Raw genomic sequence first — 23,227 nt, 5'->3', positions numbered from 1 at the left:
ACTCGCGGTAAGTGTGCGGGCCGGAGATCCCGTTCATGGATTCACGCGGGCGAGGTATGGTCGAGCCCGTTCGAACACCCGGGCACGTCTCTGACATGCCACGTGCGGTGCATGCAACCAGATTTGAGGCGACGGGGGTAAATCGCCGGGGATTCCGATAGGGAGCGGGATATCGGGACACACCGGATCACGCACACAAAGACCGACCGAAAGACGTTCGAGGCGAGGCAGACCGATGAATGACAGCACCGGCGGCACGAGTCGCAACGCGGGCTGGTTCGGTCGAAGCCCGCAGCGTCACCAGCACGGCCAGGGCCCCGGGCCCGGTGGCGGGGACAGGGACGCGGAAGGCCGCATACCGAGCCGCCCCGCGCCGAGCCGCCCCGTCGCGCCGATACGGCCGGTGGGCAGCGGTGCGGACAGGAGTCGTACGGCCCCCGAGCCTCCAGCCCCGACGCCGGCACCGGCCCCTAGACCAGCCCCCGCACCAGCGCCGGCACCGGCACCAGCACCAGCCCCCGAGGACACGTCGGACGCCGCCCTCCTGCGTCGCACCATGGCCGAGATCGAGCCGATCGCCGACAAGGTCACGTCGCACTTCTACGCCCTGCTCTTCCTCAAGCACCCCGATCTGCGGACACTCTTCCCCGCGGCGATGGACACCCAGCGTGACCGCCTCTTCAAGGCGCTGCTCACCGCCGCGACCCATGCGGACGACGCCCCCACCCTGACCACGTACCTGTCCCACCTCGGTCGCGGGCACCGGAAGTACGGCACGCTTCCCGAGCACTACCCGGCCGTCGGCGAGTGCCTGATCGGCGCCCTGTCCCGTTACGCGCCGCAGAGTTGGGATCCGCGGACCGAGGCCGCCTGGGTGGGCGCCTACACCGCGATCTCCCAGATCATGATCGACGCGGCGGCGCAGGACGAGCTGCGCGCACCCGCCTGGTGGCAGGCGGAAGTTGTGGCTCATGAGATGCGTACGCCGGACGTCGCGGTCGTGACGGTCCGCCCCGACCAGCCGTATCCCTTCCTCGCCGGTCAGTACGCCGCCCTGGAGACCCCCTGGTGGCCGCGTGTCTGGCGGCACTACTCCTTCGCCAGCGCGCCCCGCTCCGACGGGCTGCTCTCCTTCCACGTCAAGGCCGTGCCGGCCGGCTGGGTCTCCAACGCCCTCGTGCACCGCGCCCGCCCGGGGGCCGTGATCCGCCTCGGCGCCCCCACCGGATCCATGACCGTGGACCACAGCACCGACAACGGACTTCTCTGCCTCGGCGGCGGCACCGGCATCGCGCCCATCAAGGCCCTGGTCGAGGACGTGGCCCAGCACGGCCGCCGTCGCTCCGTCCAGGTGTTCTACGGGGCTCGCCGCGACCACGACCTGTACGACATCGAGACCATGCTCCGCATGCAGCAGTCGCACCCGTGGCTCATGGTCCGTCCGGTCGTCGACGACGGGCCCGGCGGCACACTGAGCGGCCGGCTCCCCGATGCCGTGTGCGAGTACGGCCCGTGGCACACCTACGACGCGTACCTGTCCGGGCCGGCCGGCATGATCCGCCGCGGCGTCGACACCCTGGTGGGCATGGGCATCCCCTCCCACCGCATACGGCACGACTCCATCGAGGAACTGGTCGGGGCGAGGAATTGAGCACATTCGGACAGACCGGGCGGCACCGGCAGGCGGCACCGCCGCTGCGCACCACTCGCCCGGGAAGCGACGGCGAACACCTGGTCCAGCAGCGCATGGGCACCACCGAGCGCGCCGACAAGTTCTACGCCGAGCAGGTCCTGGATCGACTCAACACCCGGATGCGGGAGTTCGCGGCGCGACAGGAGATGTTCTTTCTCGCGACCGCCGACCGGCACGGCGAGTGCGACAACACGTTCCGCGCCGGCCCGCCCGGCTTTCTCCACGTCCTCGACGACCGGACGCTCGCCTACCCCGAGTACCGGGGCAACGGAGTGCAGGCCAGCCTCGGCAACATCGAGGAGAACCCGCATGTCGGCCTGCTGATGATGGACTTCCTCCAGGACCGCATCGGGCTCCATGTCAACGGCAGCGCGCGGATCGTGGCCGACGACGCGATGCGCCGCGCCCACCCCGGGCTCGCCGTCGACCCCGTACCCGGCCGCCGCTCCCAGGTGTGGGTGGAGGTCCTGGTCGAGGAGGCCTACATCCACTGCGCCAAGCACATTCCGCATCTGCAGAAGACGCCCCGGAACGGCTCCGGCCGCTCGTGGGGAACGGACGACTTCAGGCGCAAGGGCGGCGACTTCTTCGGAGCCGCCGCGGAAGCCCCGGAGCGCGGCACGTTCCTGCCCCCGCCCCGCGCGGACGCGGCGACGTGGCGCGCGGAGGCGGAGAAGGCTCTGGAGCGAGCCGAGAAACGCTCGGCCGACAAGGCGGACGAGGCGGCGTTCCGCGGCTGGTTCGAGACGAACACCTCGCCGCAGCGACACAGCTCGGAATCCGACCGACCGGCGTCGGCTCCGGCAGAGGTCCCCTCACGTCGGGTCAGGGTTCGATGAGGCCGACGCGGACGACGTAACGGGTCGGTTCGGGGCGGTCGCGCAGGCCCGGTTCGGGCCTCCCCCGGCAGTCAGTGCGGTGCGGCGGGCTACGGTCGGCGTTCCGCCGCCGCACGTCTGTTGGTGTCGATGATCGTGAACAGGACGAGAGCGAGTGCGGACGGAACGGAGATCGCCAGGAAGGCCACCTTGAACGGGTGGCTTGCCTCGAATTTCACGAGAAGGACCCAGATCAGCGCGCCGGCGCCGATCGCGAAGGTCGTCCTGCCCAGCACGAAAGCCTGACGCCGCGCGCCTTGGGGCGACCAGTCGATCTTCGGGTATTTGTTCATCTGCCGGAATGCCGCGTCGCCGAGTCCCAGGGGATTGGTCATGTAGAGCAGTCCGAGGGCGACGAAGAAGGCTGGTCCGAGGAATATCTCCATGGGTGGTCCTGCCTCGAAGGGTCGGTGGTGGGGGCAAGCGGCGCTTGCTACCTGCCCCCACGGTTGTTCAGACGGCTGGCCGAGGTCGGTGCCGTGGGCCCGACAGCTATGACAAGGTCAGTACCCACCACTGTCGCAACGTCCGGAGGGTGTGCAGGAAGACGTTCCGGCCCCGGCAGACGGGACGGGCGTAGCGTCTGACGGGGTCACCGTTCGGGAAGACGATGCCTCCGCGGCCGACGACGACGGCTCCGTCGTCCGTGAGCCGGAGGTGGCGGACGACACTCCCCTGTGCACCGGTGTCGATGCCCCGCTCGGTGCCTCCGAGCAGCAACAGCCGGTTGTCGCGGATCGCGAGGCCGGCCGGGTCCGAGACCGGCAGGGCGCGGATACGGAGCACCCCGCTGGGCTCCGTTTCGACGAGCGGGGCGCCTGGCCAGTACACGGCGTGCGCGGTGGAGTGGGAGACGTTGATGGTGCTGACGTCCGCCACATGGTGGTAGGGCTCCGGGGGGCGCAGGGATCGTACGCGGTTGGCCCTGCTGTCCCAGCGGACCAGTCCGCCCGCACTGACGTGGTCACCGCTGTACACCCCTTCGTCGGCGTACCCGGTCCAAAAGCCGGTCCGGCGGTCCGCGACCAGGTGCGTGAGGCGGGTGCCGAGCGGGAACCGGCGCCGAGAGCGGCCGTCCCGGCCGAAGACCTGGCCGGACAATGCGTTCGGTCCCTCCTTGCCGGAGAGGACGAACCCGCCGCCTGGAAGGGCGTCGAGGGCGGCCGGGGCCACGGCCACTTCGTGCAGGGTTCGTTCCAGGACCCTGGCCCCGTCACTGATCACGACGACGGCGTCGAAAGGAAGATTCAAGGGTGCCGGGACGTCCCGGCCGGCCCACCTGGAGGGAAAACAGGCATCAGGGCAGATCAGCCAGAGAGCCCGGCCCCACGGATCGATCGTGGTGGCCAGCACTTTCCGCTCGTCGTACTGCCGAGGCAACAGTGCGTAGGAACGCAGTGCCACCTTCGTCAAAAAGATCACCTCGCGGGCGAAGGGATGCGGCGCGTCCATGATCACACGCGTGCGCCGTGCCCAGCCGTCCAGGGCGACGCAGGCGGAAGCTCAGGCGCTTCGCGCAACCTCCGACAACGGAACGTCGATGCGTGTCACCTCGCCGAGGATGTCCACCGGCAACTGCACGCGTCCCCGCGTATGGTCGACAGCCAGCACAGGACCGGTGAAGTCCGTGAACGGACCCCCGGTAACCCGCACGACAGCACCCACCTGAACGTCCGGCTGATGCGACATTTCCCTCCCTCCCACCGTTGCTTCCACAAGGCACAAAACGCGGCCTCACAGGCCGAATCAGCGTCCGTCGGTCAAACGCCAAGCGTAAAGCCGGCAATCCGATCGGGAGGAGTTGCCTCCTGGTTGATCCACCAGGACAGGAGCTGTCCGGCCGGGGACTTTCCGTGTGGCGGACCAGTCGTTTTCGGCCGGTGGCGCGGCTTCACTGGGCCAGGAAGCACTGGCCGACGGTGGTGGGGACATGGATCTGAACACGGTTCTGGACGTGCGTGACGCGCGCCGTCACGAGGCCTGGCGTCCGGGCGACGCCTGGCTCGGTGGGGGCACGTACCTCTTCTCCGAGCCCCAGCCGCATCTGCGCCGGCTGGTCGATCTGAGCCGGATGGGCTGGGAGCCGCTCCAGACGCTGCCCGACGGCTCGGTGGAGATCGCGGCGACGTGCACGATCGCTCAGCTGTCCCGGTTCGGGCGGACGCTCGACGCCGGGGCGGCGCCCCTGATCGAGCAGTGCTGCCGGGCCTTCCTGGCCTCGTTCAAGATCTGGAACATGGCGACCGTCGGGGGGAACCTCTGCAACGCCCTGCCCGCCGGACCGATGATCTCCCTCACCGCCGCTCTCGACGGCGTGTGCCTGCTCCAGGCCCAGGACGGCTCGCTTCGCCGCGTGAAGGCCGCCGACTTCGTCACCGGAGCGGGCAGGAAGGACCTCGCCGAGGGCGAGCTCCTGCGCTCGGTGACGATTCCCGCCCGCTCGCTGGCGTGCCGTACCGCCTTCATGCAGGTCTCGCTCTACGGACTCGGGCGCTCCGGGGCGCTCGTCATCGGGACGCTGGATCCGCTGGACGGTTCCCTGGCCGTGACCATCACGGCCGCGACCACACGGCCGTTCCGCCTCTGGTTCGCCCTGCCGCCGGACCGGCTCCGGCTGCGCAGGGCCATCGAGTCGGCCGTGGGCGACTCGGACTGGTTCGACGACATCCACGGACTGCCCGAATGGCGCAGGCACATGGCCTTCCACTTGGCCGAGCAGATACGTCGGGAACTCACCTTGGACGGTGTGCGATGAGCTTCATCATCCGGGTCAACGACCGGCCCTTCGACGCCGAGCCCCGCGCCGGGCAGTGCCTGCGCACGTATCTGCGCGAGCGCGGCTGGTTCGGGGTGAAGAAGGGGTGCGACGCCGGGGACTGCGGGGCCTGCACGGTCCACGTGGACGGCGAGCCGGTGCACAGCTGTCTCTATCCCGCCGTTCGCGCGCAGGGGCGGTCGGTCACCACCGTGGAGGGTCTGGCCGCCAAGGACGGCGAACTCCACCCCGTACAGCAGAGGTTCCTGGACGCCCAGGGCTTCCAGTGCGGGTTCTGCACCGCCGGGTTCCTGATGACGACGGCCGCCCTCGAGGAGGAGAAGGGCTCCGTTCACGACGACGGCAAGCTGGACGATCTGCCGCGCGCCTTCAAGGGCAACATCTGCCGCTGCACCGGATATCGCGCCATCGAGGACGCCGTCCGCGGCGTCCGGCACACCGAGCGGCCCTGCGCCGGGAAGGCGGTGGGCAAGAACCTCGGCGCCCCGGCCGGTCCTCAGGTCGTGACGGGCACGGCCCGCTACACCTTCGACGTCGACGTCCCCGGGCTCCTCCACATGAAGCTGCTGCGCTCCCCCCACCCGCACGCCCGCGTCGTCGCCATCGACACCTCCGCCGCCCTGCGGGTGCCCGGCGTGCAGGCTGTCCTCACGCACGAGGACGCCCCCGCCACGCTCTATTCCAGCGCAAGGCACGAGCACCCGACCGAGGACCCCGACGACACCCGTGTCCTGGACGACGTCGTCCGGTACGTCGGCCAGCGCGTGGCCGCGGTCGTCGCCGACAGCGAGCAGGCGGCCGAGGAAGGGTGCCGGCGGATCGAGGTGACGTACGAGCAACTCCCGTACGTCACCGATCCAGAGGAGGCCATGCGCTCCGGCGCACCCGTCGTCCACGCCGGCAAGGGCCCGCGGGAGCGGATCGCCCGCGTCGAGAACAACGTGGCCGGCGAGGTGCACGGCGAGACCGGCTCCGTGGACGACGGATTCGCCGAGGCGGCGGTCGTCCACGAGGAGACCTTCCGGACCCAGCGCGTCCAGCACGCCAGCCTCGAGACCCACGGCTGCGTCGCCTACTTCGAGCCGAAGGAGGACGGCGGCGGGGAGCGGCTGACCGTGCGTTCCAGCACACAGACCCCGTTCCTGACCCGCCGTGCGCTGTGCGCTCTGTACGGCCTTCCGGAGGACGAGGTCCGCGTCGTCGCAGGCCGGGTGGGCGGCGGCTTCGGGGGCAAGCAGGAGATGCTGGCCGAGGACATCGTCACCCTCGCCGCGCTCAAGCTGCGCCGGCCGGTGAAGCTCGAGTTCACCCGCGCCGAGCAGTTCTACGGCGCCACCACCCGCCACCCGTTCACGATCCGCATCAAGCTGGGCGCCCGTGCGGACGGCACCCTGACCGCGATCCAGATGCGCGTGGTCAGCAACACCGGCGCCTACGGCAACCACGGACCCGGCGTCATGTTCCACAGCGTCGGCGAGTCGTTCGCCATCTACCGGGCCCCTCACAAGAAGGTCGACGCCTACGCCGTCTACACCAACACCGTCCCCTCAGGAGCCTTCCGGGGCTACGGACTCGGCCAGACCACCTTCGCCGTCGAGTCCGCCATGGACGAGGTCGCCCGGCGCCTCGGCATGGACCCGCTGGCCTTCCGGGAGAAGAACGTCATCGGCCCGGGCGACCACATGGTCACCCCGATCGGCCACGACGACGACCTCTACATCGCCTCGTACGGCCTCGACCAGTGCCTGAGCGTCGTCCGCAGCGCCATCGCGGAGGACCGCAGCACCGAAGACGTCCCCGAGGGCTGGCTCACCGGTCAGGGCAGCGCCATGGCGATGATCGCCACCGCCCCGCCGAACGGCCACTACGCGGACGCCACCGTCAGCCTCCTCGCCGACGGCACGTACGACATCGCCGTCGGCACGGCCGAGTTCGGCAACGGCACCACCACCGTCCACAAGCAGATCACCGCGGGCGCCCTCCACACCACCGTGGACCGGATCGCCGTCCGCCAGTCCGACACCGACGTCGTCCGCCACGACACCGGCGCCTTCGGCTCCGCCGGCACCGTCGTGGCAGGCAAGGCGGTGCTGCTCGCCGCCGACTCCCTGGCGGGACGGCTGAAGACCTTCGCGGCCCGGTACACCGGAGTGCCCCGCCACCTGTGCACGCTCGATGCGGAGGCGTTCGACTGCGCGGGCCGCTCGGTCACCCTGAAGGAGCTGTACGAGGCGGCACACGCGCAGGGGGCGCAGTCCGAGCTCACCGCGGACGGCTACTGGGGCGGCAGCCCGCGCTCCGTGGCCTTCAACGCGCAATGGTTCCGTGTCGCGGTCGACCCGCAGACGGGCGAGATGCGGATCCTGCGCAGTGTGCACGCCGCCGACGCGGGCAAGGTCATGAACCCCTTGCAGTGCCGCGGTCAGGTCGAAGGCGGAGTCGCGCAGGCACTGGGGGCGACGCTCTTCGAGACCGTACGGGTCGACGAGCGCGGCGAGGTGACGACGGCGGCCTTCCGCCGGTACCGCCTCCCGCAGTACGCCGACGTGCCGCGCACCGAGGTCCACTTCATGGAGACGTCCGACTCGACCGGTCCGCTCGGAGCCAAGTCGATGAGCGAGAGCCCCTTCAACCCGGTGGCCCCGGCCTTCGCCAACGCCTTGTTCGACGCCACGGGCATCCGCTTCACCGAGCTGCCCGTGACCCGCGACCGCGTCTGGCTGGCGATGAACCGGCAGGCGGCGGCACGACGGGGCGAGACCTCACTCTGACCGCGCCTGCGCCATCCACACCTCCCTGATTCCTTGATTCCCTGACTCCCCCACGCGAAGGAGACCGCCATGCTGGACATCGCCGAAGAGCTCGACCAATGGGTCCTTGAGGGACGTGAGTTCGCCGTGGCCACGGTCGTGGCCACGAACGGAAGCGCGCCCCGGCAGCCCGGCGCCGCCCTCGCCGTCGACAGTGACGGCACGGCCATCGGGTCGGTCTCCGGCGGTTGTGTGGAGGGCGCGGTCTACGAACTGTGCCGCCAGGCCCTGGCCGACGGCGAGAACACCCTGGAGAGCTTCGGCTACAGCAACGAGGACGCTTTCGCCGTCGGCCTGACCTGCGGCGGAGTCATCGACGTACTCGTCACGCCGGTCCTGGCCGGCTCGCCCTCCCGCGCGGTGTTCGCAGATGCCTGTGCCATCGCCGCACGGGGGTCGGCGGCGGCGTTGGTCCGCGTCGCCGAAGGGCCGGCCGAACTGCTCGGCCGCGCCCTTCTGGTACACCCCGACGGCAGGTTCGAGGGCGGGCTCGGCGGCCACGTCGACCTGGACCGGGCGGCGGCCCGCGAGGCCCGCGCCATGCTGGACGCCGGGAAGACCGGCGGCGTCGTCATCGGCGAGGACGGCTCGCGCTGCGGACAGCCGCTGACGCTCCTCGTCGAGTCCAGCGTCCCCGCCCCCCGCATGATCGTTTTCGGGGCGATCGACTTCGCCTCGGCACTCGTGAGGGTCGGCAAGCTGCTCGGCTACCACGTGACCGTGTGCGACGCCCGCCCCGTGTTCGCGACGGAGCGACGCTTCCCCGAGGCGGACGAAGTCGTCGTCGACTGGCCGCACCGCTACCTGGAGGCGACGGAGCTCGACGCGCGGGCGGTGCTCTGCGTGCTCACCCACGACGCCAAGTTCGACGTACCCCTGCTGGAGATGGCGCTGAAGCTGCCTGTGTCGTACATCGGCGCGATGGGTTCGCGCCGCACCCATCTGGAACGCAACGAGCGGCTGCGGCAGGTCGGCGTCACCGAACTGGAACTGGCCCGTCTGCGGTCCCCCATCGGGCTCGATCTGGGTGCGCGGACGCCGGATGAGACGGCGCTGTCGATCGCGGCGGAGATCGTGGCCGTCCGGCGCGGCGGCTCCGGCGCGCCGCTGAGAGGAGCCCGCACACCGATCCACCACGACGGGGCGAGGGGCCCCGTACGGACGATCGGCGAGGTCGCTTAGCAGGCGATCTTCAGCGGGGGATCTTCAGCGGGCGTTGTCCCGGCGGCTGCCGACCCTCGTCCGGATCACCCTCACTGCGTCGCGCGGAGGGTCGTGCGTGCCGCTTAACCCTCCGGAAGCGGAGGACGTGATCATCCGGAAACCGGACCGTCCTACGGTGGGGCGCGTGGGAGACCTCCCACCTGAGCTGTCGACGGGGAGGGGTGCCGGTGGCTTCTGGGGACTCGGGGGCTGCGGCCGTGCGGACGGTCTGTTCCTACTGCGGGGTCGGCTGCGGGATCGTCCTCGACATCGCGCGCGACCCGGCGACCGGACTGCGGCGGGCCGTGAAGACCTCCGGCGACAAGACGCATCCGACCAACTTCGGCCGGCTGTGCACGAAGGGCTCCACGAGCGCGGACATGATGGTCGCGCCCGGTCGCGCCAGTACGGCGCTGGTCCGGGCTGAGCGGGGCGGCGAGCCGGTCGAGACGGATGTCGACGCCGCCGTCGCCGACGTGGCGGGACGACTGCGCGCGATCCTGGACGAGCACGGGCCGGACGCCCTGTCCTTCTACGTGTCCGGGCAGATGTCGCTGGAGGCGCAGTACCTGGCCAACAAGCTGGCCAAGGGGTTCGTGCGCACGAACCGGATCGAGTCGAACTCCAGGCTGTGCATGGCGTCCGCCGGGACCGGCTACAAACTGTCCCTGGGCGCGGACGGGCCGCCGGGCTCGTACCAGGACTTCGACCATGCCGACGTGTTCTTCGTGATCGGGTCCAACATGGCGGACTGCCACCCGATCCTCTTCCTGCGCATGATGGACCGGATGAAGTCGGCCGGGGCGAAGCTGATCGTCGTCGACCCGCGGCGCAACGCCACCGCCGACAAGGCCGATCTGTTCCTGCAGATCAAGCCGGGTACGGATCTCGCTCTGCTCAATGGGCTGCTGCGCCTGCTCGTCGAGAACGGTCATGCCGACGAGGAGTTCATCGGCGAGTTCACGGACGGCTGGGAGTCGATGCCCGCCTTCCTCGCCGACTATCCGCCCGCCGAAGTCGCCGGCATCACCGGGATACCCGAGGCCGACATCCGCCAGGCCGCACAGTGGATCGGCGAGGCCGGCGAGTGGATGAGCTGCTGGACCATGGGCCTGAACCAGTCCACGCACGGCACCTGGAACACCAACGCCCTGGTCAACCTGCACCTGGCGACCGGCGCCATCTGCCGTCCGGGCTCCGGGCCCTTCTCGCTGACCGGTCAGCCCAACGCCATGGGCGGCCGGGAGATGGGGTACATGGGCCCCGGCCTGCCCGGGCAGCGGTCGGTGCTCGTCGACGCCGACCGCGACTTCGTCGAGAAGCTGTGGGGCGTTCCGGAGGGCACCCTGCGGACCGACGTCGGCCGTGGCACCGTCGAGATGTTCGAGCAGATGGCGGCCGGGGACATCAAGGCCTGCTGGATCATCTGCACGAACCCGGTCGCCTCGGTCGCCAACCGCAAGACCGTCATCGCCGCCCTCGAGAAGGCCGAACTCGTCGTCACGCAGGACGTGTTCACGGAGACCGAGACCAACGCGTACGCCGACGTCGTCCTGCCCGCGACGCTGTGGGCGGAGTCCGACGGCGTCATGGTCAACTCGGAACGGAACCTCACGCTCGTCCAGGGTGTCGTCGACCCGCCCGGCCAGGCCCTGCCCGACTGGCAGCTCATCGCGCGCGTCGCCTGCGCGATGGGCTTCGCCGACGCCTTCACGTACGCCTCCGCCGAGGAGGTCTTCGAGGAGCTCAAGCAGGCCCGGAACCCGCAGACCGGCTGGGACCTGCGCGGCGCGACGTACGAGCGGCTGCGCGCGACACCCGTGCAGTGGCCGGCCCCGGCCGCGGACGGACCGGACCGCAACCCGATCCGCTACCTCAACGACGGTGTCAGCCAGGCTCTCCTGGAGCGGGAGGACGGCGGCCGCCCCCGGCTGGCCTTCCCCACATCGAGCGGACGCGCCCAGTTCTTCGCCCGCCCGCACCTTCCGGCGGCCGAACTGCCCGACGACGACTATCCGTTCGTACTCAACACGGGCCGCCTCCAGCACCAGTGGCACACGATGACGAAGACCGGAAAGGTCGCCAAGCTGGCGAAACTCAACCCCGGACCCTTCGTCGAGGTCCATCCCGAGGACGCCGCAAGGCTCGGCGTCGCGGAAGGCGACCACCTCGAGATCGCCTCGCGCCGCGGCCGCGCCGTCCTGCCCGCCGTGGTCACCGACCGCGTCCGGCCGGGCAACTGCTTCGCTCCGTTCCACTGGAACGACCTCTTCGGCGAGTACCTCAGCATCAACGCGGTCACCAACGACGCCATCGACCCGATCTCCTTCCAGCCCGAGTTCAAGGTGTGCGCGGTCACGCTCACGAAGACGGCGGCTCCCGTCCCGGTCGCGAGCCCCGAGCCCATGCCGGAGAAGGAGCCCCTCGGTGCCTCGGCGGCGCCCGACACGGGCCACGGCAGGGGGATTCCCGCACTGGCCGCGCTGCTCGGCGTCGCGGACCTCGCCCCGCCTCCGTTTACGGAGCCGGAGCGCCAGTACCTGGCGGGATACCTGACGGGGCTGTCCGGCGCGGCCGGCGACGACCGCGTCCCCGTCCTGCCGGCCTCCGCGCCCTTCGCCCCCGAGCACAGCCTGTGGGTCGACGGCGTCCTCGCCGGAATGTTCTCCCGCGCGGACGCGCCGCCCACCGCTCGCACAGCACACGTCCCCGAGCGTCCGCAGGTCGCGGAGGGCTCCATTTCGGGCCGGCGCCTGCTGATCCTCTGGGCATCCCAGACCGGAAACGCCGAGGAGTTCGCCGCCACCACGGTCAGTCGGCTCTCCGAGGCCGGACACGCCCCTGCGCTCGTTCCCATGGAGTCCGCAGATGTGGCTCAGATCGGTTCCGAGGCCGATCTGCTGGTGGTGACCAGCACGTTCGGCGACGGCGACGCCCCCGACAACGGCGCTGCCTTCTGGCAGGCCCTGAGCTCCCCCGACGCCCCGCGCATGGAGGGCGTGCGCTACTCCGTCCTGGCCTTCGGCGACTCCAGTTACGACGACTTCTGCGGTCACGGCCGACGCCTGGACGAACGGCTCGCCGAACTCGGCGCCACTCGCCTCCATCCCCGTACCGACTGCGAACCCGACCACGAGGCCGGCTCGGAGGCGTGGCTCGCGGCGGTCCTGCCGCTGCTCGCGGCTCCGGCCCCGGCCCCGGCCCCGGCTCCGGCTGCGGCTGCGGCTGCGGAGCCACAGCCCGTCGCGAAGGCAGCCGCCGCTGCCGAGACCACGGCGCGCCCCGCTTCGTACACGAAGGCCTCGCCCTTCGCCACGCTCCTCGTCGGCAACCGACTGCTGAGCCTGCCCGGCTCCCAGAAGGAGGTGCGGCAGTTCGCCTTCGACACCCGCGGCGGCGAACTCGCCTACGAAGCGGGCGACGCCCTCGGCGTGTGGCCGGCCAACGATCTCGGCCTCGTGGCCGAGTGGCTCGCCCTCACCGGACTCGACCCGGCCGAGCCCGTCGACGTCGGGGGCGACGTCCCCCTCCCCCTGGCCGAGGCCCTGCGCACCCGGCTCGACATCACCCGCATCACGCCCGACCTGCTCAAGTTCGTCGCCGAACGCACCGGAAGCCACGACCTCCGTCGCCTTCTGCGCCCCGGCAACAAGGACGAACTCGCCAAGTGGAGCTGGGGACTCCAGGCCGCCGACGTGATCGGCGCCTTCCCGGTACGCGCTTCCGCAGACCAGTGGGCCGGCGTGCTCAAGCGTATGCAGCCGCGTCTCTACTCGATCTCCTCCAGCCCGCTCGCGCACCCGAGCGAGGTCCGCCTCACCGTGTCCGTCGTGCGCTACACCAACGACCGCGGACGGGACCGCACCGGCGTCTGCTCCGCCTATCTCGCCGAACACGCCGACGACGGCCCGGTCCAGGTCTTCGTCCAGCGCTCCCCGCACTTCCGCCCGCCGGCCGATCCCGCCACCCCCATGATCATGGTCGGCCCCGGAACCGGCGTGGCGCCCTTCGTCGGCTTCCTGGAGGACCGCCGGGCCCGCGGCCACACCGGGCGCAACTGGCTGTTCTTCGGCGAGCAGCGCGCGGCCACCGACTTCTACTACCGCGAGGACCTGGAGGCACACACGGCCTCCGGGCACCTGGACCGGCTCGACATCGCCTTCTCCCGCGACCAGCGCAACAAGATCTACGTCCAGGACCGCATGCGCGAGCACGGCTCCGCCCTGTGGTCCTGGCTCCGGGACGGCGCGCACTTCTACGTCTGCGGCGACGCCGCCCGCATGGCGAAGGACGTCGACCAGACCCTGCGCGAGCTCGTCGCCCGCCACGGCAGGATGGGCGACGAGCAGGCGGCCGCCTACGTCAAGCAGATGGCCGCGGACAAGCGCTACGTCCGCGACGTCTACTGAGTGGCCTAGGGTGCGGGTGTGCCGTCGTACAGCATTGGGCAGGCCGCGCAGCTGCTCGGAGTGAGTTCGGAGACCGTTCGCCGGTGGGCGGACGGCGGGAAACTGGGCATGGAGCGGGAGGGCTCCGGCAAGCGGGTGATCGACGGAGTCGCCCTGGCCCGCTTCGCTCGGGAGCGGGGCGCGGGGCTGCACGCCGTTCCCGAGGACGATGTGCCGACCTCCGTCCGGAACTCGTTCGTGGGGATCGTGACCGGGGTACGCGTCGACGACGTGGCCGCGCAGGTCGAGGTGCAGTCCGGGCCCCACCGCCTGGTGTCGCTCGTGACGCGCGAGGCCGTCGAGGAGCTGGGGCTCGAGGTCGGGGTCACGGTGACCGCGCGGGTGAAGTCGACGAGCGTGCACATCGACCTGCCCTGAGACCCGCCCTGAGGCCTGCCCTGACCGCACGGGCCGCTCGGGTCGCTGAAGGCCGTACGGCTCGTCAGCGGCAGAGCAGTGCCGCGCGCAGGTCCGCCTTGTGGTCGAGGCGGGACAGGTCGCGGCCGGTCAGGGCCTCGATGCGCTCGACGCGGTAGTGGACCGTGTTGACGTGGATGTGCAGGGCCGCGGCGGTCCTCGCCCAGGAACAGTCGCGTGCCAGGAAGACCTCCAGCGTCTCCAGGAGCATGGCGCTCGACCCCCGTCCGGCGCGCAGCAGCGGTCCCAGGACCGTCTCGCGGTACGCGTTCCGTACGTGGTCGGGGATGCCGGCCATCAGCATGCCGAGCCCGTCGAGGTCGCCGAGACCGGCGACGCCCGGTGCGGAGGGTGCCTCGGTGCGGGCCGCCGCCAGTGCGTAACGGGCCTGGGTGAGCGCGGCGTTCAGCCCCGCCGGGCTGTCGGTGGGCCCGCTCACGCCGGCGTGCAGGGCGAGGTCCGAGCGGCAGGCGTGGATCAGCGGCCAGACCTCGTCCAGCCGCTTCCTCACGTCGTCCGCCGGCTCCCCGTCGTGCGCGACGACCGCCACCGCTTCTCCGCCGAAGCCTTCGGAGACGGCGAAGTCGAAGTCGAAGTCGGCGGACGGCAGATGATGCAGGGCCTCCGTGAGCGCGGCCACGCTGTCGGCACCCGTGTCCCCGTGCGTCCCCGGGGCGGCCGCGACCACCACGGTGTACGCGTCCTTGCCGCCGAGACCACAGGACGCCAGAGCGTGCTGCAAGCGAGGGGCGTCGAGACGCGGGTCCGCCACGGCCTCCGCGAGTTCCGCGAGCGCCGGGCCGCTCGCCGCCCGGATCCGGTCCTGCCGGCGTCGGTGGCGGCCGAGGAGTTCGGCGATCTCCTGGAGGACCCTCGGCGGCACCTGTCCCGCCTCGGGCAGGTGGAGGTGCCAGGTGTCGAAGACCGTGCCGTCGGCCTCGACGCGCAGCGTCGTGCCCTGCCCACCACGCAGCAGCTCCACGGCCCGCGGCGCGGGCAGTTCCGGCGCTCCGCCGGTCCGGGCGACCGTACGGCCGCTGCCGGTCAGCAGGTGGGAGCCGGGCGTGCCGAGGTGGGCGAACGCCCGGTCGAGCAACTCACCCGCTGTCGCACCGTTTTCCAGGGCCCGGTCGAGGTCCAGGCGGACGTTCTCCGGCAGCGCGTAGTGGTCCGTGGGGCGCCGGCTGAGCTCGCTCCACTGCCGGAGGTAGACGGCTTCGATGATCGCCCGGAAGCTGGTGTGCGGAGGCACGGCGATCAGGGCCAGCCGATGCCTGCGGCACGCCTCCGCAAGCTCCCGCGGCACCTCGCTGTGGGTCTCCTCACCGGCCAGCAGGGCCACGACGCCGGCCTGCCGCAGCGCCGCCACGAAGCGATCGGCCGTGGCAGGGTCGCCGCCCCGGCTCCACCACACGAGTCCGCTCAGGACGATCTCCCCGGGCCGGAGAAACCGCGCCGGCTCTTCCAGGTCGGTCGTCGTGACTCCGCCGATCTCCTGGCCGAGCAGCGCCTCGTCTCCCCAGACGAGGGACAGGTCCAGGCGGTCGAGACGGAGGAGGTGGCCGACGTGCATACGAGACTCCTTGCGCGATCACGGGATGAACCCACCCCCACATTCACGAGGTGAATGCGAGACAAGACATCGTAGATGCCAAGCGATACGCATGAAACAGCTCTTGTTTCATCCTCCGACCCCGACCGCGCAACCCGGGATGTTGTCCCAATGCCCTGGAGAATGGGAGCGTGCTACTCGCACCAAGCCCCCAAATGCTGTTGAAAACGCGAGTACAGGTGGCAAACGCGGTTCTGCGCTCCGGAGGTCGGGTATCACTCGGGGCAGCCGCCGAGCCGCCCACCCGAGAGGGACCGCCGATGAGCCGACCGAGCACGACTTCCCGCCCGACGCACGTACGCAAAGGATCCTTCGCGCTCTGGGGGGACGTGGCCGACCCGGTCGTGATCACGGTCGCGGATCTGCGGGAGGGCTGGGACCAGCACCGCGCCGAGGTCGTCTTCGACTGCGCCAAGGCAGGGCCGCAGCACCACGCCTTCGAAGGGCCGCTGCTCCGCGAGGTCGTGACCGTGGCCCGGCCCGAATTCGACCCCTCCCGTCGCAAGGAGCGCTCCCGCTTCCTGCTGGCCGTGAACGGGGACGACGGTCACCACACGGTCCTGTCGTGGGCCGAGATCGACGCCGACTTCTGCGGCGCCCCCATCCTGCTCGCGACCCGCATGGACGACGAGGACCTCGACGTCGCCGGCGCCCAACTGGTCGTCCCCTCCGACCGCTGCGGCGCCCGCTACGTCAGCGCCGTCACCGGGATCTGGGTCGGCACCTGCCGGCTCCCGGAGCTCGCACCGTCCGGGGACTGAGACCGCCGGACGTCCCGCTCATCCTTTCCTCCAAGCCCTCTCTTATTCGCGATGGAGGGTCGCACGACCTTCTTGCAGATGGGAGTAGTTCCGGCCTACGGTGTCGCATATGCAGTCCTACACCATCGGTCAGGCCGCGCGTCTGCTGGGCGTCAGCCCCGACACGGCGCGGCGCTGGGCGGACGCGGGGAGGGTCGCGACCCACCGCGACGAGAGCGGCCGTCGGGTGATCGACGGCAAGTCCCTGGCCGCGTTCTCCGTCGAGATCGCGCAGGGCGATGACGACGACGCGTCGTACACCTCGGCGCGCAACGCCTTCCCCGGCATCGTCACCGCGATCAAGCTCGGCGACATCGCGGCCCAGGTCGAGATCCAGGCCGGGCCGCACCGGCTGGTCTCCCTCCTCACCCGTGAGGCCGTGGAGGAACTGGGACTGGAAGTCGGCATGCAGGCCACCGCCCGCGTGAAGTCGACCAGCGTGCACATCGACCGCACCTGACACTCCCTCACGCAGTACCGAAAGAAATCGGCCGTCGGCGCGGCCGGCCTCCCGCTGCACTTTCCGTTCGTCCCCAGGAGTTCAGATCCTCATGTCGCTCACCGTCACCAGACGTCGTACCGTCGCTGCCGCCCTCACCGCGGCCCTGCTCGTCCCGCTCACCGCCTGCGGCAACGACGACGCCAAGAAGGACACCGCCGGGTCGGCGCCCTCCGGCTCCGCGAGCGCCGCACCCGCGGCCAACCTCACGGTCCTCGCCGCGGCGTCCCTCACCGACGTCTTCAAGACCGCCGGCGCCGCGTACGAGAAGGCGCACCCCGGCACGAAGATCACCTTCTCGTTCGCCGGCTCGCAGGAGCTCGTCGCCCAGGTGTCCCAGGGCTCCCCGGCCGATGTCCTGGTCACCGCCGACACCAAGAGCATGGACAAGGTGAAGGCCGACACCGGTGCCCCGGCGATCATCGCCAGGAACCGTCTCGTCATCGCCACCAACGAGGGCAACCCGCACAAGGTCGACGAGCTCAAGGACCTCGGGGACACCAAGCTGAAGGTCGTGCTCGCCGCGCCGCAGGTGCCGGCCGGCAAGTACAGCAAGCAGATCCTCGACGCCCAGAAGATCACGGTGAAGCCGGTCTCCCAGGAGCCGAACGTGCGCGCCGTGCTGAGCAAGGTCGAGCTCGGCGAGGCGGATGCCGGTCTCGTGTACAAGACGGACGCCGAGAGCGCGAAGGACAAGGTCGACGCCGTCGAGATCCCCGACGCGCAGAATGCGGTCGCACAGTACCCGGCGGCCACGCTGAAGGACTCGAAGAACGCCGAGGCCGCGGCCGCGTTCGTCGCCTGGCTGTCCTCGCCCGAGGGCCAGAAGATCCTCCAGGACGCCGGCTTCCAGAAGCCGTAGCGGACCGGGATCGCACAGATCGGAGGGGCTGTCCGTACTCGGGGGAACGGACAGCCCCTTCTCCTTTCCGCCCTATGTCGTCATGTCTTCGGGATCATCGATGCAACGAGCAGCCGTCCGTACGCCGCGCGCCCGTCCGCCCCTGACGCTGGCGCTGCCCGCGCTGGCGGCCGTGGCCTTCCTGGCCCTCCCGCTGGTCGGCATCCTCGTACGGACCGAATGGGGCGAGCTGGCCGACCACCTCAGCTCGCCGGGGACCGTCGAGGCGCTGAAGCTGTCGCTCCTCGTCTCCTTCTGGTCCCTCGGCCTCTCTCTGCTGCTCGGCGTCCCGCTGGCGTGGCTGCTCGCCCGGGTTCCGTTCCCTGGCAAGGCGTTCGTGCGCTCGCTCGTCCTGCTCCCCATGGTGCTGCCGCCCACCGTCGGCGGCGTCGCGCTGCTCCTCGCCTTCGGCCGGCGCGGGCTCCTCGGACCGTGGCTGGAGAACACCTTCGGCATCACGCTGCCGTTCCACACCTCGGGAGCCGTGCTCGCCGCGACCTTCGTCGCCATGCCCTTCCTGGTCATCAGCCTGGAGGGCGCGCTCGGCGGACTGCGGCCGCGCTACGAGGAGACGGCCGCCTCTCTCGGCGCCTCGCCCGTACGGGTCTTCTTCACCGTCACGCTTCCCATGGTGGCGCCCGGCGTCATCGCGGGCGCGGCCCTGACCTGGGCCCGGGCGCTCGGCGAGTTCGGCGCCACGATCACCTTCGCCGGCAACCTGCCCGGCGCCACCCAGACCCTGCCGCTCCAGGTCTACCTGCTGCTCCAGGACGAGCCCGAGGCCGCGACGTCCGTCTCGCTGCTGCTGCTCGCCATCGCCATGGCCGTACTGATCGCCCTGCGGGGACGCTGGACGGGAACACCGGCCGACCGCGCGCACCGCGCCGTCCCCGAGGACGCCGCGGAGCCGAGCGCTGCGGAGCCGCAGGTCACCGCGGCCGCCACTCCCCCGCCCGACGAACGCTGGTCCCTGCATGCCGAGGTCACCGGCTTCACCCGACTCGGCCTCGATGCCGATCCCGGCACCACGATCGCCGTCGTCGGCCCGAACGGCGCAGGCAAGACCACCCTGCTCCGCGCCCTGCTCGGACTCACTCCCCGGGCCCACGCGGACCTCGTCCTCGGCGACACCGACGTCACCACCCTGCCCCCGCACCGTCGGCACGTCGCGTGGGTGCCGCAGGACGGCGCGCTCTTCCCGCACATGACCGCCCTCGCCAACACGGCGTACGGGCTCCGCGCCCAGGGCGTCCCGCGCGCCGAGTCCCGCCGCACGGCGGCCGGTTGGCTCGACCGGCTCGGCGTCGGCCACCTCGCACACCGCAGGCCCGGCCAGTTGTCCGGCGGCCAGGCGCAGCGGGTCGCCCTGGCCAGGGCGCTCGCGGCCCGTCCCCGGCTGCTCGTCCTCGACGAGCCGCTGGCCGCGCTCGACCAGACCACGCGGGCCCACGTACGGCACACCCTGCGCACCCACCTCGCCGGCTTCGGCGGCGTCTGCCTGATCGTCACCCACGACCCGGTCGAGGCCGTCTCCCTCGCCGACCGCGTCCTCGTCCTCGACGAGGGCCGCGCGATCCAGGACGCCTCCCCCGCCGAGGTCACCCGCCACCCCCGCTCTCCCTGGGTCGCGCGGATGCTCGGCCGCAACGCGCTGTCCGGTACGGCCACGTCGGAGGGCCTCGCGCTCGACGGCGGCGGCGTCCTGATCGCGGCCGACCCGCCGCCGGCAGGTACGGCGGCGCTCGCGATCGTCGCGCCCGAGGCCGTGTCCGTCCACCGCGAGAAGCCCGGCGGGAGCCCCCGCAATGTGTGGCCCGGCACCGTACGGGAGATCACTGCCTCGGGAAGCCGGCTGCGGGTGCTGATCACCTCCGAACGCGCGCCCGACCTCGTCGCCGAGATCACGCCGCAGGCCGTCGCCGAACTCGGTCTCGCGGACGGGGTGTCCGTCTGGACCAGCGTCAAGGCGACCGAGGCGACGGTCGTGGCCCTCTGACCGACGGGCTGCGGTACGAGTAGACGGCCCCGGCACACGGACGGCCCGGTGCTCTTCCTCCGAATCCACGGGCCACGATGACGCGGCATCAGGGACTTCGTAGGAGCGAGCACCGGGCCGATCGGCCAGGGCGCCTCAGGTGGACGTGGGGGCGGTCTTGGTCGGCGTGGTGGTGCCGTCTTCGTCCTGGGCCTCCGCCGCGGCAGGCGCTTCCGGCGCGGGCGGGGTGCGGACCAGCAGGGCTACCAGCACGGCCAGGGCGCCGAGCGCGGCGCCGATGCCGAAGCCCCACCGGACGCCCATGGCCAGGGCGCCGGTGGCGTCGGCGCCGTCGGCTGCCGCCGTGGCGGCGCGTCCCGACATGACGCTGATGACCAGGGCGGTGCCGGCGGCGGCCGAGACCTGCTGGAGCGAGCCCAGGATGGCGGAGCCGTGGGGGTACAGGTGCGGCGGCAGTACGGACAGGCCGGAGGTGAAGACGGGGGTGAAGACGAACGCCATACCGGCGCTCAGGGCCACGTGAAGGGCGAGCACCAGCCACGGCGAGGTCTGTTCGCCCACGAAGGCGAACAGCGCGAGGCAGAGCGCGGTGAGTGCGGCTCCGGGCACGACCAGGCGCGGTGCGCCGAGTCGGTCGTAGAGCTTGCCGACCTGTGGACCGAGCAGGCCCATGGTGAGGCCGCCGGGGATGAGGAGCAGCCCGGTGTGCAGCGAGCTCAGGCCGCACACCTCCTGCAGATAGATCGGCAGCAGGATGAAGGCGCCCATGAGGGCCATGAAGGACAGGCACATCAGGCCGAGCGCCACCGAGAAGTGGCGGAAGGTCAGTGCGCGCAGGTCAAGGAGCGGCGTGGACGAGCGCTGAAGCGCCAGCTGCCGCCATACGAAGAGGCCGACCAGCACGGCGCCGGCCAGGGTCATGACCTCCGGGGACAAGGGGGCCTGGGCCTCGTTCCCGGCGCCGAGCCCGCTCAGGCCGTAGACCAGAGCGCCGAAGCCCGCCGCCGCCAGAGGGACGGACAGCCAGTCGATCGGGCCGGCCTGCGGCTCGCCGATGTTGACCAGCTTGCTCCGACCGAATATGGCCATGGCTCCGGCGATGGGCAGCACGGCCAGGAACAGCAGGCGCCAGGTCCCCAGCTGCAGCAGCACGCCGGAGGCCGCGGGGCCGAGGGCGGGTGCGACGGAGATGACGAGGGTGATGTTGCCCATGACACGGCCGCGGTCCTGCGGGGGCACGAGGGTCATCAGCGTCGTCATGAGCAGCGGCATCATGACGGCGGTGCCGCTGGCCTGGATGACACGGGCGGCCAGCAGCACGGGGAAGGCGGGCGCTGCCGCGGCGAGAGCCGTGCCGGCGAGGAACAGTGCCATGGCCAGGCCGAAGGCGGTCCGGGTCGTCACGCGCTGGAGGAACCACCCCGTCACCGGGATGACGACGGCCATGGTGAGCATGAAGGCCGTGGACAGCCACCCCGCGGCTGACGCGGTGACCTCGAACTCGCGCATGAGCCGCGGGATCGCGTTGACCATGATCGTCTCGTTGAGAAGGACGACGAACGTGGACAGCACGAGAATCCGCAGCACGGTGGTGACGCGAGCGGGCGGGAGGGTGGGTGTTGCGTGTGGTGCGAGCATGGCGCCTTCCGTCAGGTGAGTGTCCTCCGCATGTGGGCGGGTCACGCTGACAGACCGCGTCGCCGGGAAGAACTCATCGGTATCCCCCCGATCCTGTCGGTGCCGCGGCACAAGCTCAAACGATTTTGCCGACCCCGTACGGGCAAAGGCATGCTACGGGCCAAAGGCATGCCGTGCCGTCCGGCCGGCTCTCCTGCTGTCAGGTCTCCGACTGTCAGGTCGTGGGGGGCTGCATCCAGGCGTCCGGGCCGGGGTCGCCGCCCTCGGCCTGTACCGCCAGCCGGCCGACGTAGTGCTCCCAGCCCTCGGCGTGCGCGGCGCAGGCCTCGGGGGACGGGAGTCCGCTGTGGACCAGCCGCAGCAGCGTGCCGCCGGCGACGGGTTTCAGGGTGATCTCCACGGTGCTGGAGCCGGGCGGGACGGGCATGGCGCCGTTCTCCCAACCCCAGCTGAAGACGAGCCTCTTGGGCGGGTCGACGGTGATGAAGCGGCCGGAGGCGGTGTTCTCGCCGGTGACGCGGGTGCGGTACGAGCCGCCGGGCTCGAAGGAGAAGACGCCGTCGGCGCCCATCCAGGACAGCCATTTCTCGCGGTCGGTGAAGAACCCGAAGACGGTCTCGGGGCGGGCTTCGATGTGCCGCTCCACGATCACGGTGCCGGCGGGGGTGGAGGAGGTCGAGGGCGTCGAGGGGGTCGAAGGGGGCGTCATGAAGGGGGCTCGTTCCGTTCGGCTTCTTCGGCTGCTTCGGCGAGGCGGGCGAGGGTGTCGAGCTTGGTGGCCCACATGGCCTGGAGGTACTCGGCGAGCGGGCCCAGCGCCTGCCGGTCGGCCCGGTAGAACCGCTTGGTCCCGTCCTTGCGCAGCGTCACCAGTCCGGTGTCGCGCAGCACCTTGAGGTGCTGGGAGACGGCGCCGAAGGTGACCTCGAAGCGCGCCGCGATGTCGCCCGCGGACAGCTCGTCCTCCCAGATCAGCCGGAGGATCTCGCGCCGCCTGGGTTCGGCTATCACCTGTACCGCGTCCACGCTCCGAATTTTAGTCCAGGCTTCAGCTTGCCGCTCCGGCGGGCTTATTTTAGTCTCGACTGAAGTAAGACCGCAGGAACATCCCCGCACCACCTGGAGCACGCCATGACCGCGATCACCTACGAGACCGACATCGCCACCGACCGCGCCCGCGTCCTCGATGCGCTCAACACCCACGACGGGCTCACCGGCTGGTGGACCGACGACGTCAACCGCAAGGACGAGGTCCTGTACTTCAACTTCCCCGGCGTCCCCGAGCCGTTCCGGCTCCGCCGCGACCGGGCCGACGAGGACCGCGTCGTGTGGGTGAACGTCGGCGCCTTCCCGCCCCACTGGGCCGGCACCACCATCACCTGGGAGCTGACCGAGACGGCGGACGGCACGCGCGTGGCCTTCTCCCACTCCGGGTTCCCGGAAGGCGAGGCCGAGCTCCCGATGATCAGCGAGACCTGGGGCATCCTGATGACCCGGCTGAAGGACTACGCCGAGACGGGTACCCCGAACCCCTTCTTCACCGTCTGAGGCGGGCC

Annotated in this window: 19 protein-coding genes; 12 read left to right on the top strand and 7 right to left on the bottom strand. The window is 71.0% G+C overall.

Translation table 11 applies throughout. From position 1 onward, the window contains the following. Nucleotides 1-235 precede the first annotated feature (235 nt). Nucleotides 236-1,651, top strand: coding sequence for a globin domain-containing protein (locus ACGFMM_RS15215; protein WP_393646713.1), 1,416 nt, complete (start codon nucleotides 236-238; stop codon nucleotides 1,649-1,651). Next, a complete protein-coding gene (locus tag ACGFMM_RS15210; protein ID WP_393646712.1) occupies nucleotides 1,648-2,532 on the top strand; it encodes a pyridoxamine 5'-phosphate oxidase family protein in 885 nt (294 codons plus the stop codon). The genes ACGFMM_RS15215 and ACGFMM_RS15210 overlap by 4 nt, the downstream gene beginning before the upstream one ends. A gap of 89 nt (nucleotides 2,533-2,621) precedes the next feature. On the opposite strand, the gene ACGFMM_RS15205 is transcribed toward ACGFMM_RS15210, so the two are convergent. The 3 genes from ACGFMM_RS15205 to ACGFMM_RS15195 all read right to left on the bottom strand — a co-directional run bounded on the left by ACGFMM_RS15205 (nucleotide 2,622) and on the right by ACGFMM_RS15195 (nucleotide 4,260). Continuing rightward, nucleotides 2,622-2,957 carry a hypothetical protein gene (locus ACGFMM_RS15205; protein WP_393646710.1) on the bottom strand — a complete coding sequence of 112 codons (336 nt, stop codon included), beginning with the start codon at nucleotides 2,955-2,957 and terminating at the stop codon, nucleotides 2,622-2,624. A 106-nt stretch (nucleotides 2,958-3,063) separates the two neighbouring features. Further along, nucleotides 3,064-3,750 (bottom strand): hypothetical protein, encoded by a 687-nt coding sequence (locus ACGFMM_RS15200; protein WP_393646708.1) that lies wholly within the window; start codon nucleotides 3,748-3,750, stop codon nucleotides 3,064-3,066. 324 nt (nucleotides 3,751-4,074) lie between these two features. Further along, complete coding sequence (locus ACGFMM_RS15195; protein ID WP_393646707.1) at nucleotides 4,075-4,260, bottom strand: KOW motif-containing protein; 186 nt, start codon at nucleotides 4,258-4,260, stop codon at nucleotides 4,075-4,077. A gap of 241 nt (nucleotides 4,261-4,501) precedes the next feature. Here ACGFMM_RS15195 and ACGFMM_RS15190 point away from each other — a divergent pair, with 241 nt between their 5' ends. The 5 genes from ACGFMM_RS15190 to ACGFMM_RS15170 all read left to right on the top strand — a co-directional run bounded on the left by ACGFMM_RS15190 (nucleotide 4,502) and on the right by ACGFMM_RS15170 (nucleotide 14,186). Then, entirely contained in the window at nucleotides 4,502-5,326 is an 825-nt protein-coding gene (locus ACGFMM_RS15190; RefSeq protein WP_393646705.1) for an FAD binding domain-containing protein, read from the top strand. Further along, nucleotides 5,323-8,118 (top strand): molybdopterin-dependent oxidoreductase, encoded by a 2,796-nt coding sequence (locus tag ACGFMM_RS15185; RefSeq protein WP_393646703.1) that lies wholly within the window; start codon nucleotides 5,323-5,325, stop codon nucleotides 8,116-8,118. The genes ACGFMM_RS15190 and ACGFMM_RS15185 overlap by 4 nt, the downstream gene beginning before the upstream one ends. 69 nt (nucleotides 8,119-8,187) lie before the next feature. Then, complete coding sequence (locus tag ACGFMM_RS15180; RefSeq protein ID WP_393646702.1) at nucleotides 8,188-9,339, top strand: XdhC family protein; 1,152 nt, start codon at nucleotides 8,188-8,190, stop codon at nucleotides 9,337-9,339. Nucleotides 9,340-9,548: 209 nt separating this feature from the next. Continuing rightward, nucleotides 9,549-13,769 carry a molybdopterin-dependent oxidoreductase gene (locus ACGFMM_RS15175; RefSeq protein ID WP_393646700.1) on the top strand — a complete coding sequence of 1,407 codons (4,221 nt, stop codon included), beginning with the start codon at nucleotides 9,549-9,551 and terminating at the stop codon, nucleotides 13,767-13,769. A gap of 18 nt (nucleotides 13,770-13,787) precedes the next feature. After that, entirely contained in the window at nucleotides 13,788-14,186 is a 399-nt protein-coding gene (locus ACGFMM_RS15170; RefSeq protein ID WP_393646698.1) for a molybdopterin-binding protein, read from the top strand. A gap of 64 nt (nucleotides 14,187-14,250) precedes the next feature. On the opposite strand, the gene ACGFMM_RS15165 is transcribed toward ACGFMM_RS15170, so the two are convergent. Further along, nucleotides 14,251-15,798, bottom strand: coding sequence for a PucR family transcriptional regulator (locus ACGFMM_RS15165; RefSeq protein WP_393646696.1), 1,548 nt, complete (start codon nucleotides 15,796-15,798; stop codon nucleotides 14,251-14,253). Nucleotides 15,799-16,097: 299 nt separating this feature from the next. On the opposite strand from ACGFMM_RS15165, the gene ACGFMM_RS15160 reads away from it, so the two are divergent. The 4 genes from ACGFMM_RS15160 (at nucleotide 16,098) to ACGFMM_RS15145 (ending at nucleotide 20,033) form a co-directional block, all read left to right on the top strand. Further along, nucleotides 16,098-16,598 (top strand): molybdopterin-dependent oxidoreductase, encoded by a 501-nt coding sequence (locus ACGFMM_RS15160; protein ID WP_393646694.1) that lies wholly within the window; start codon nucleotides 16,098-16,100, stop codon nucleotides 16,596-16,598. A gap of 109 nt (nucleotides 16,599-16,707) precedes the next feature. After that, a complete protein-coding gene (locus tag ACGFMM_RS15155; RefSeq protein ID WP_393646693.1) occupies nucleotides 16,708-17,097 on the top strand; it encodes a molybdopterin-binding protein in 390 nt (129 codons plus the stop codon). Between the two features lie 91 nt (nucleotides 17,098-17,188). Further along, nucleotides 17,189-17,998, top strand: a complete 810-nt coding sequence (gene modA / locus ACGFMM_RS15150) for a molybdate ABC transporter substrate-binding protein (RefSeq protein ID WP_393646692.1) — start codon at nucleotides 17,189-17,191, stop codon at nucleotides 17,996-17,998. A gap of 100 nt (nucleotides 17,999-18,098) precedes the next feature. After that, nucleotides 18,099-20,033, top strand: a complete 1,935-nt coding sequence (locus tag ACGFMM_RS15145; RefSeq protein ID WP_393646690.1) for an ABC transporter permease — start codon at nucleotides 18,099-18,101, stop codon at nucleotides 20,031-20,033. A 135-nt stretch (nucleotides 20,034-20,168) separates the two neighbouring features. On the opposite strand, the gene ACGFMM_RS15140 is transcribed toward ACGFMM_RS15145, so the two are convergent. The 3 genes from ACGFMM_RS15140 to ACGFMM_RS15130 all read right to left on the bottom strand — a co-directional run bounded on the left by ACGFMM_RS15140 (nucleotide 20,169) and on the right by ACGFMM_RS15130 (nucleotide 22,697). Further along, nucleotides 20,169-21,671 (bottom strand): DHA2 family efflux MFS transporter permease subunit, encoded by a 1,503-nt coding sequence (locus ACGFMM_RS15140; protein WP_393646689.1) that lies wholly within the window; start codon nucleotides 21,669-21,671, stop codon nucleotides 20,169-20,171. 214 nt (nucleotides 21,672-21,885) lie between these two features. Then, nucleotides 21,886-22,380, bottom strand: coding sequence for an SRPBCC domain-containing protein (locus ACGFMM_RS15135; RefSeq protein WP_393646687.1), 495 nt, complete (start codon nucleotides 22,378-22,380; stop codon nucleotides 21,886-21,888). Further along, on the bottom strand, nucleotides 22,377-22,697 hold the full coding sequence (locus ACGFMM_RS15130; protein ID WP_393646685.1) for an ArsR/SmtB family transcription factor: 321 nt from the start codon (nucleotides 22,695-22,697) through the stop codon (nucleotides 22,377-22,379). The genes ACGFMM_RS15135 and ACGFMM_RS15130 overlap by 4 nt, the downstream gene beginning before the upstream one ends. Before the next feature lie 105 nt (nucleotides 22,698-22,802). Here ACGFMM_RS15130 and ACGFMM_RS15125 point away from each other — a divergent pair, with 105 nt between their 5' ends. Then, nucleotides 22,803-23,219, top strand: coding sequence for an SRPBCC domain-containing protein (locus tag ACGFMM_RS15125; RefSeq protein ID WP_393646684.1), 417 nt, complete (start codon nucleotides 22,803-22,805; stop codon nucleotides 23,217-23,219). The last annotated feature ends 8 nt before the right edge of the window (nucleotides 23,220-23,227 follow it).

Source organism: Streptomyces sp. NPDC048604 (assembly GCF_043199435.1).
Classification (GTDB): domain Bacteria; phylum Actinomycetota; class Actinomycetes; order Streptomycetales; family Streptomycetaceae; genus Streptomyces.
Note: the sequence above shows the minus strand (reverse complement) of the source record. Positions and strands in the feature narration are given on the sequence as shown.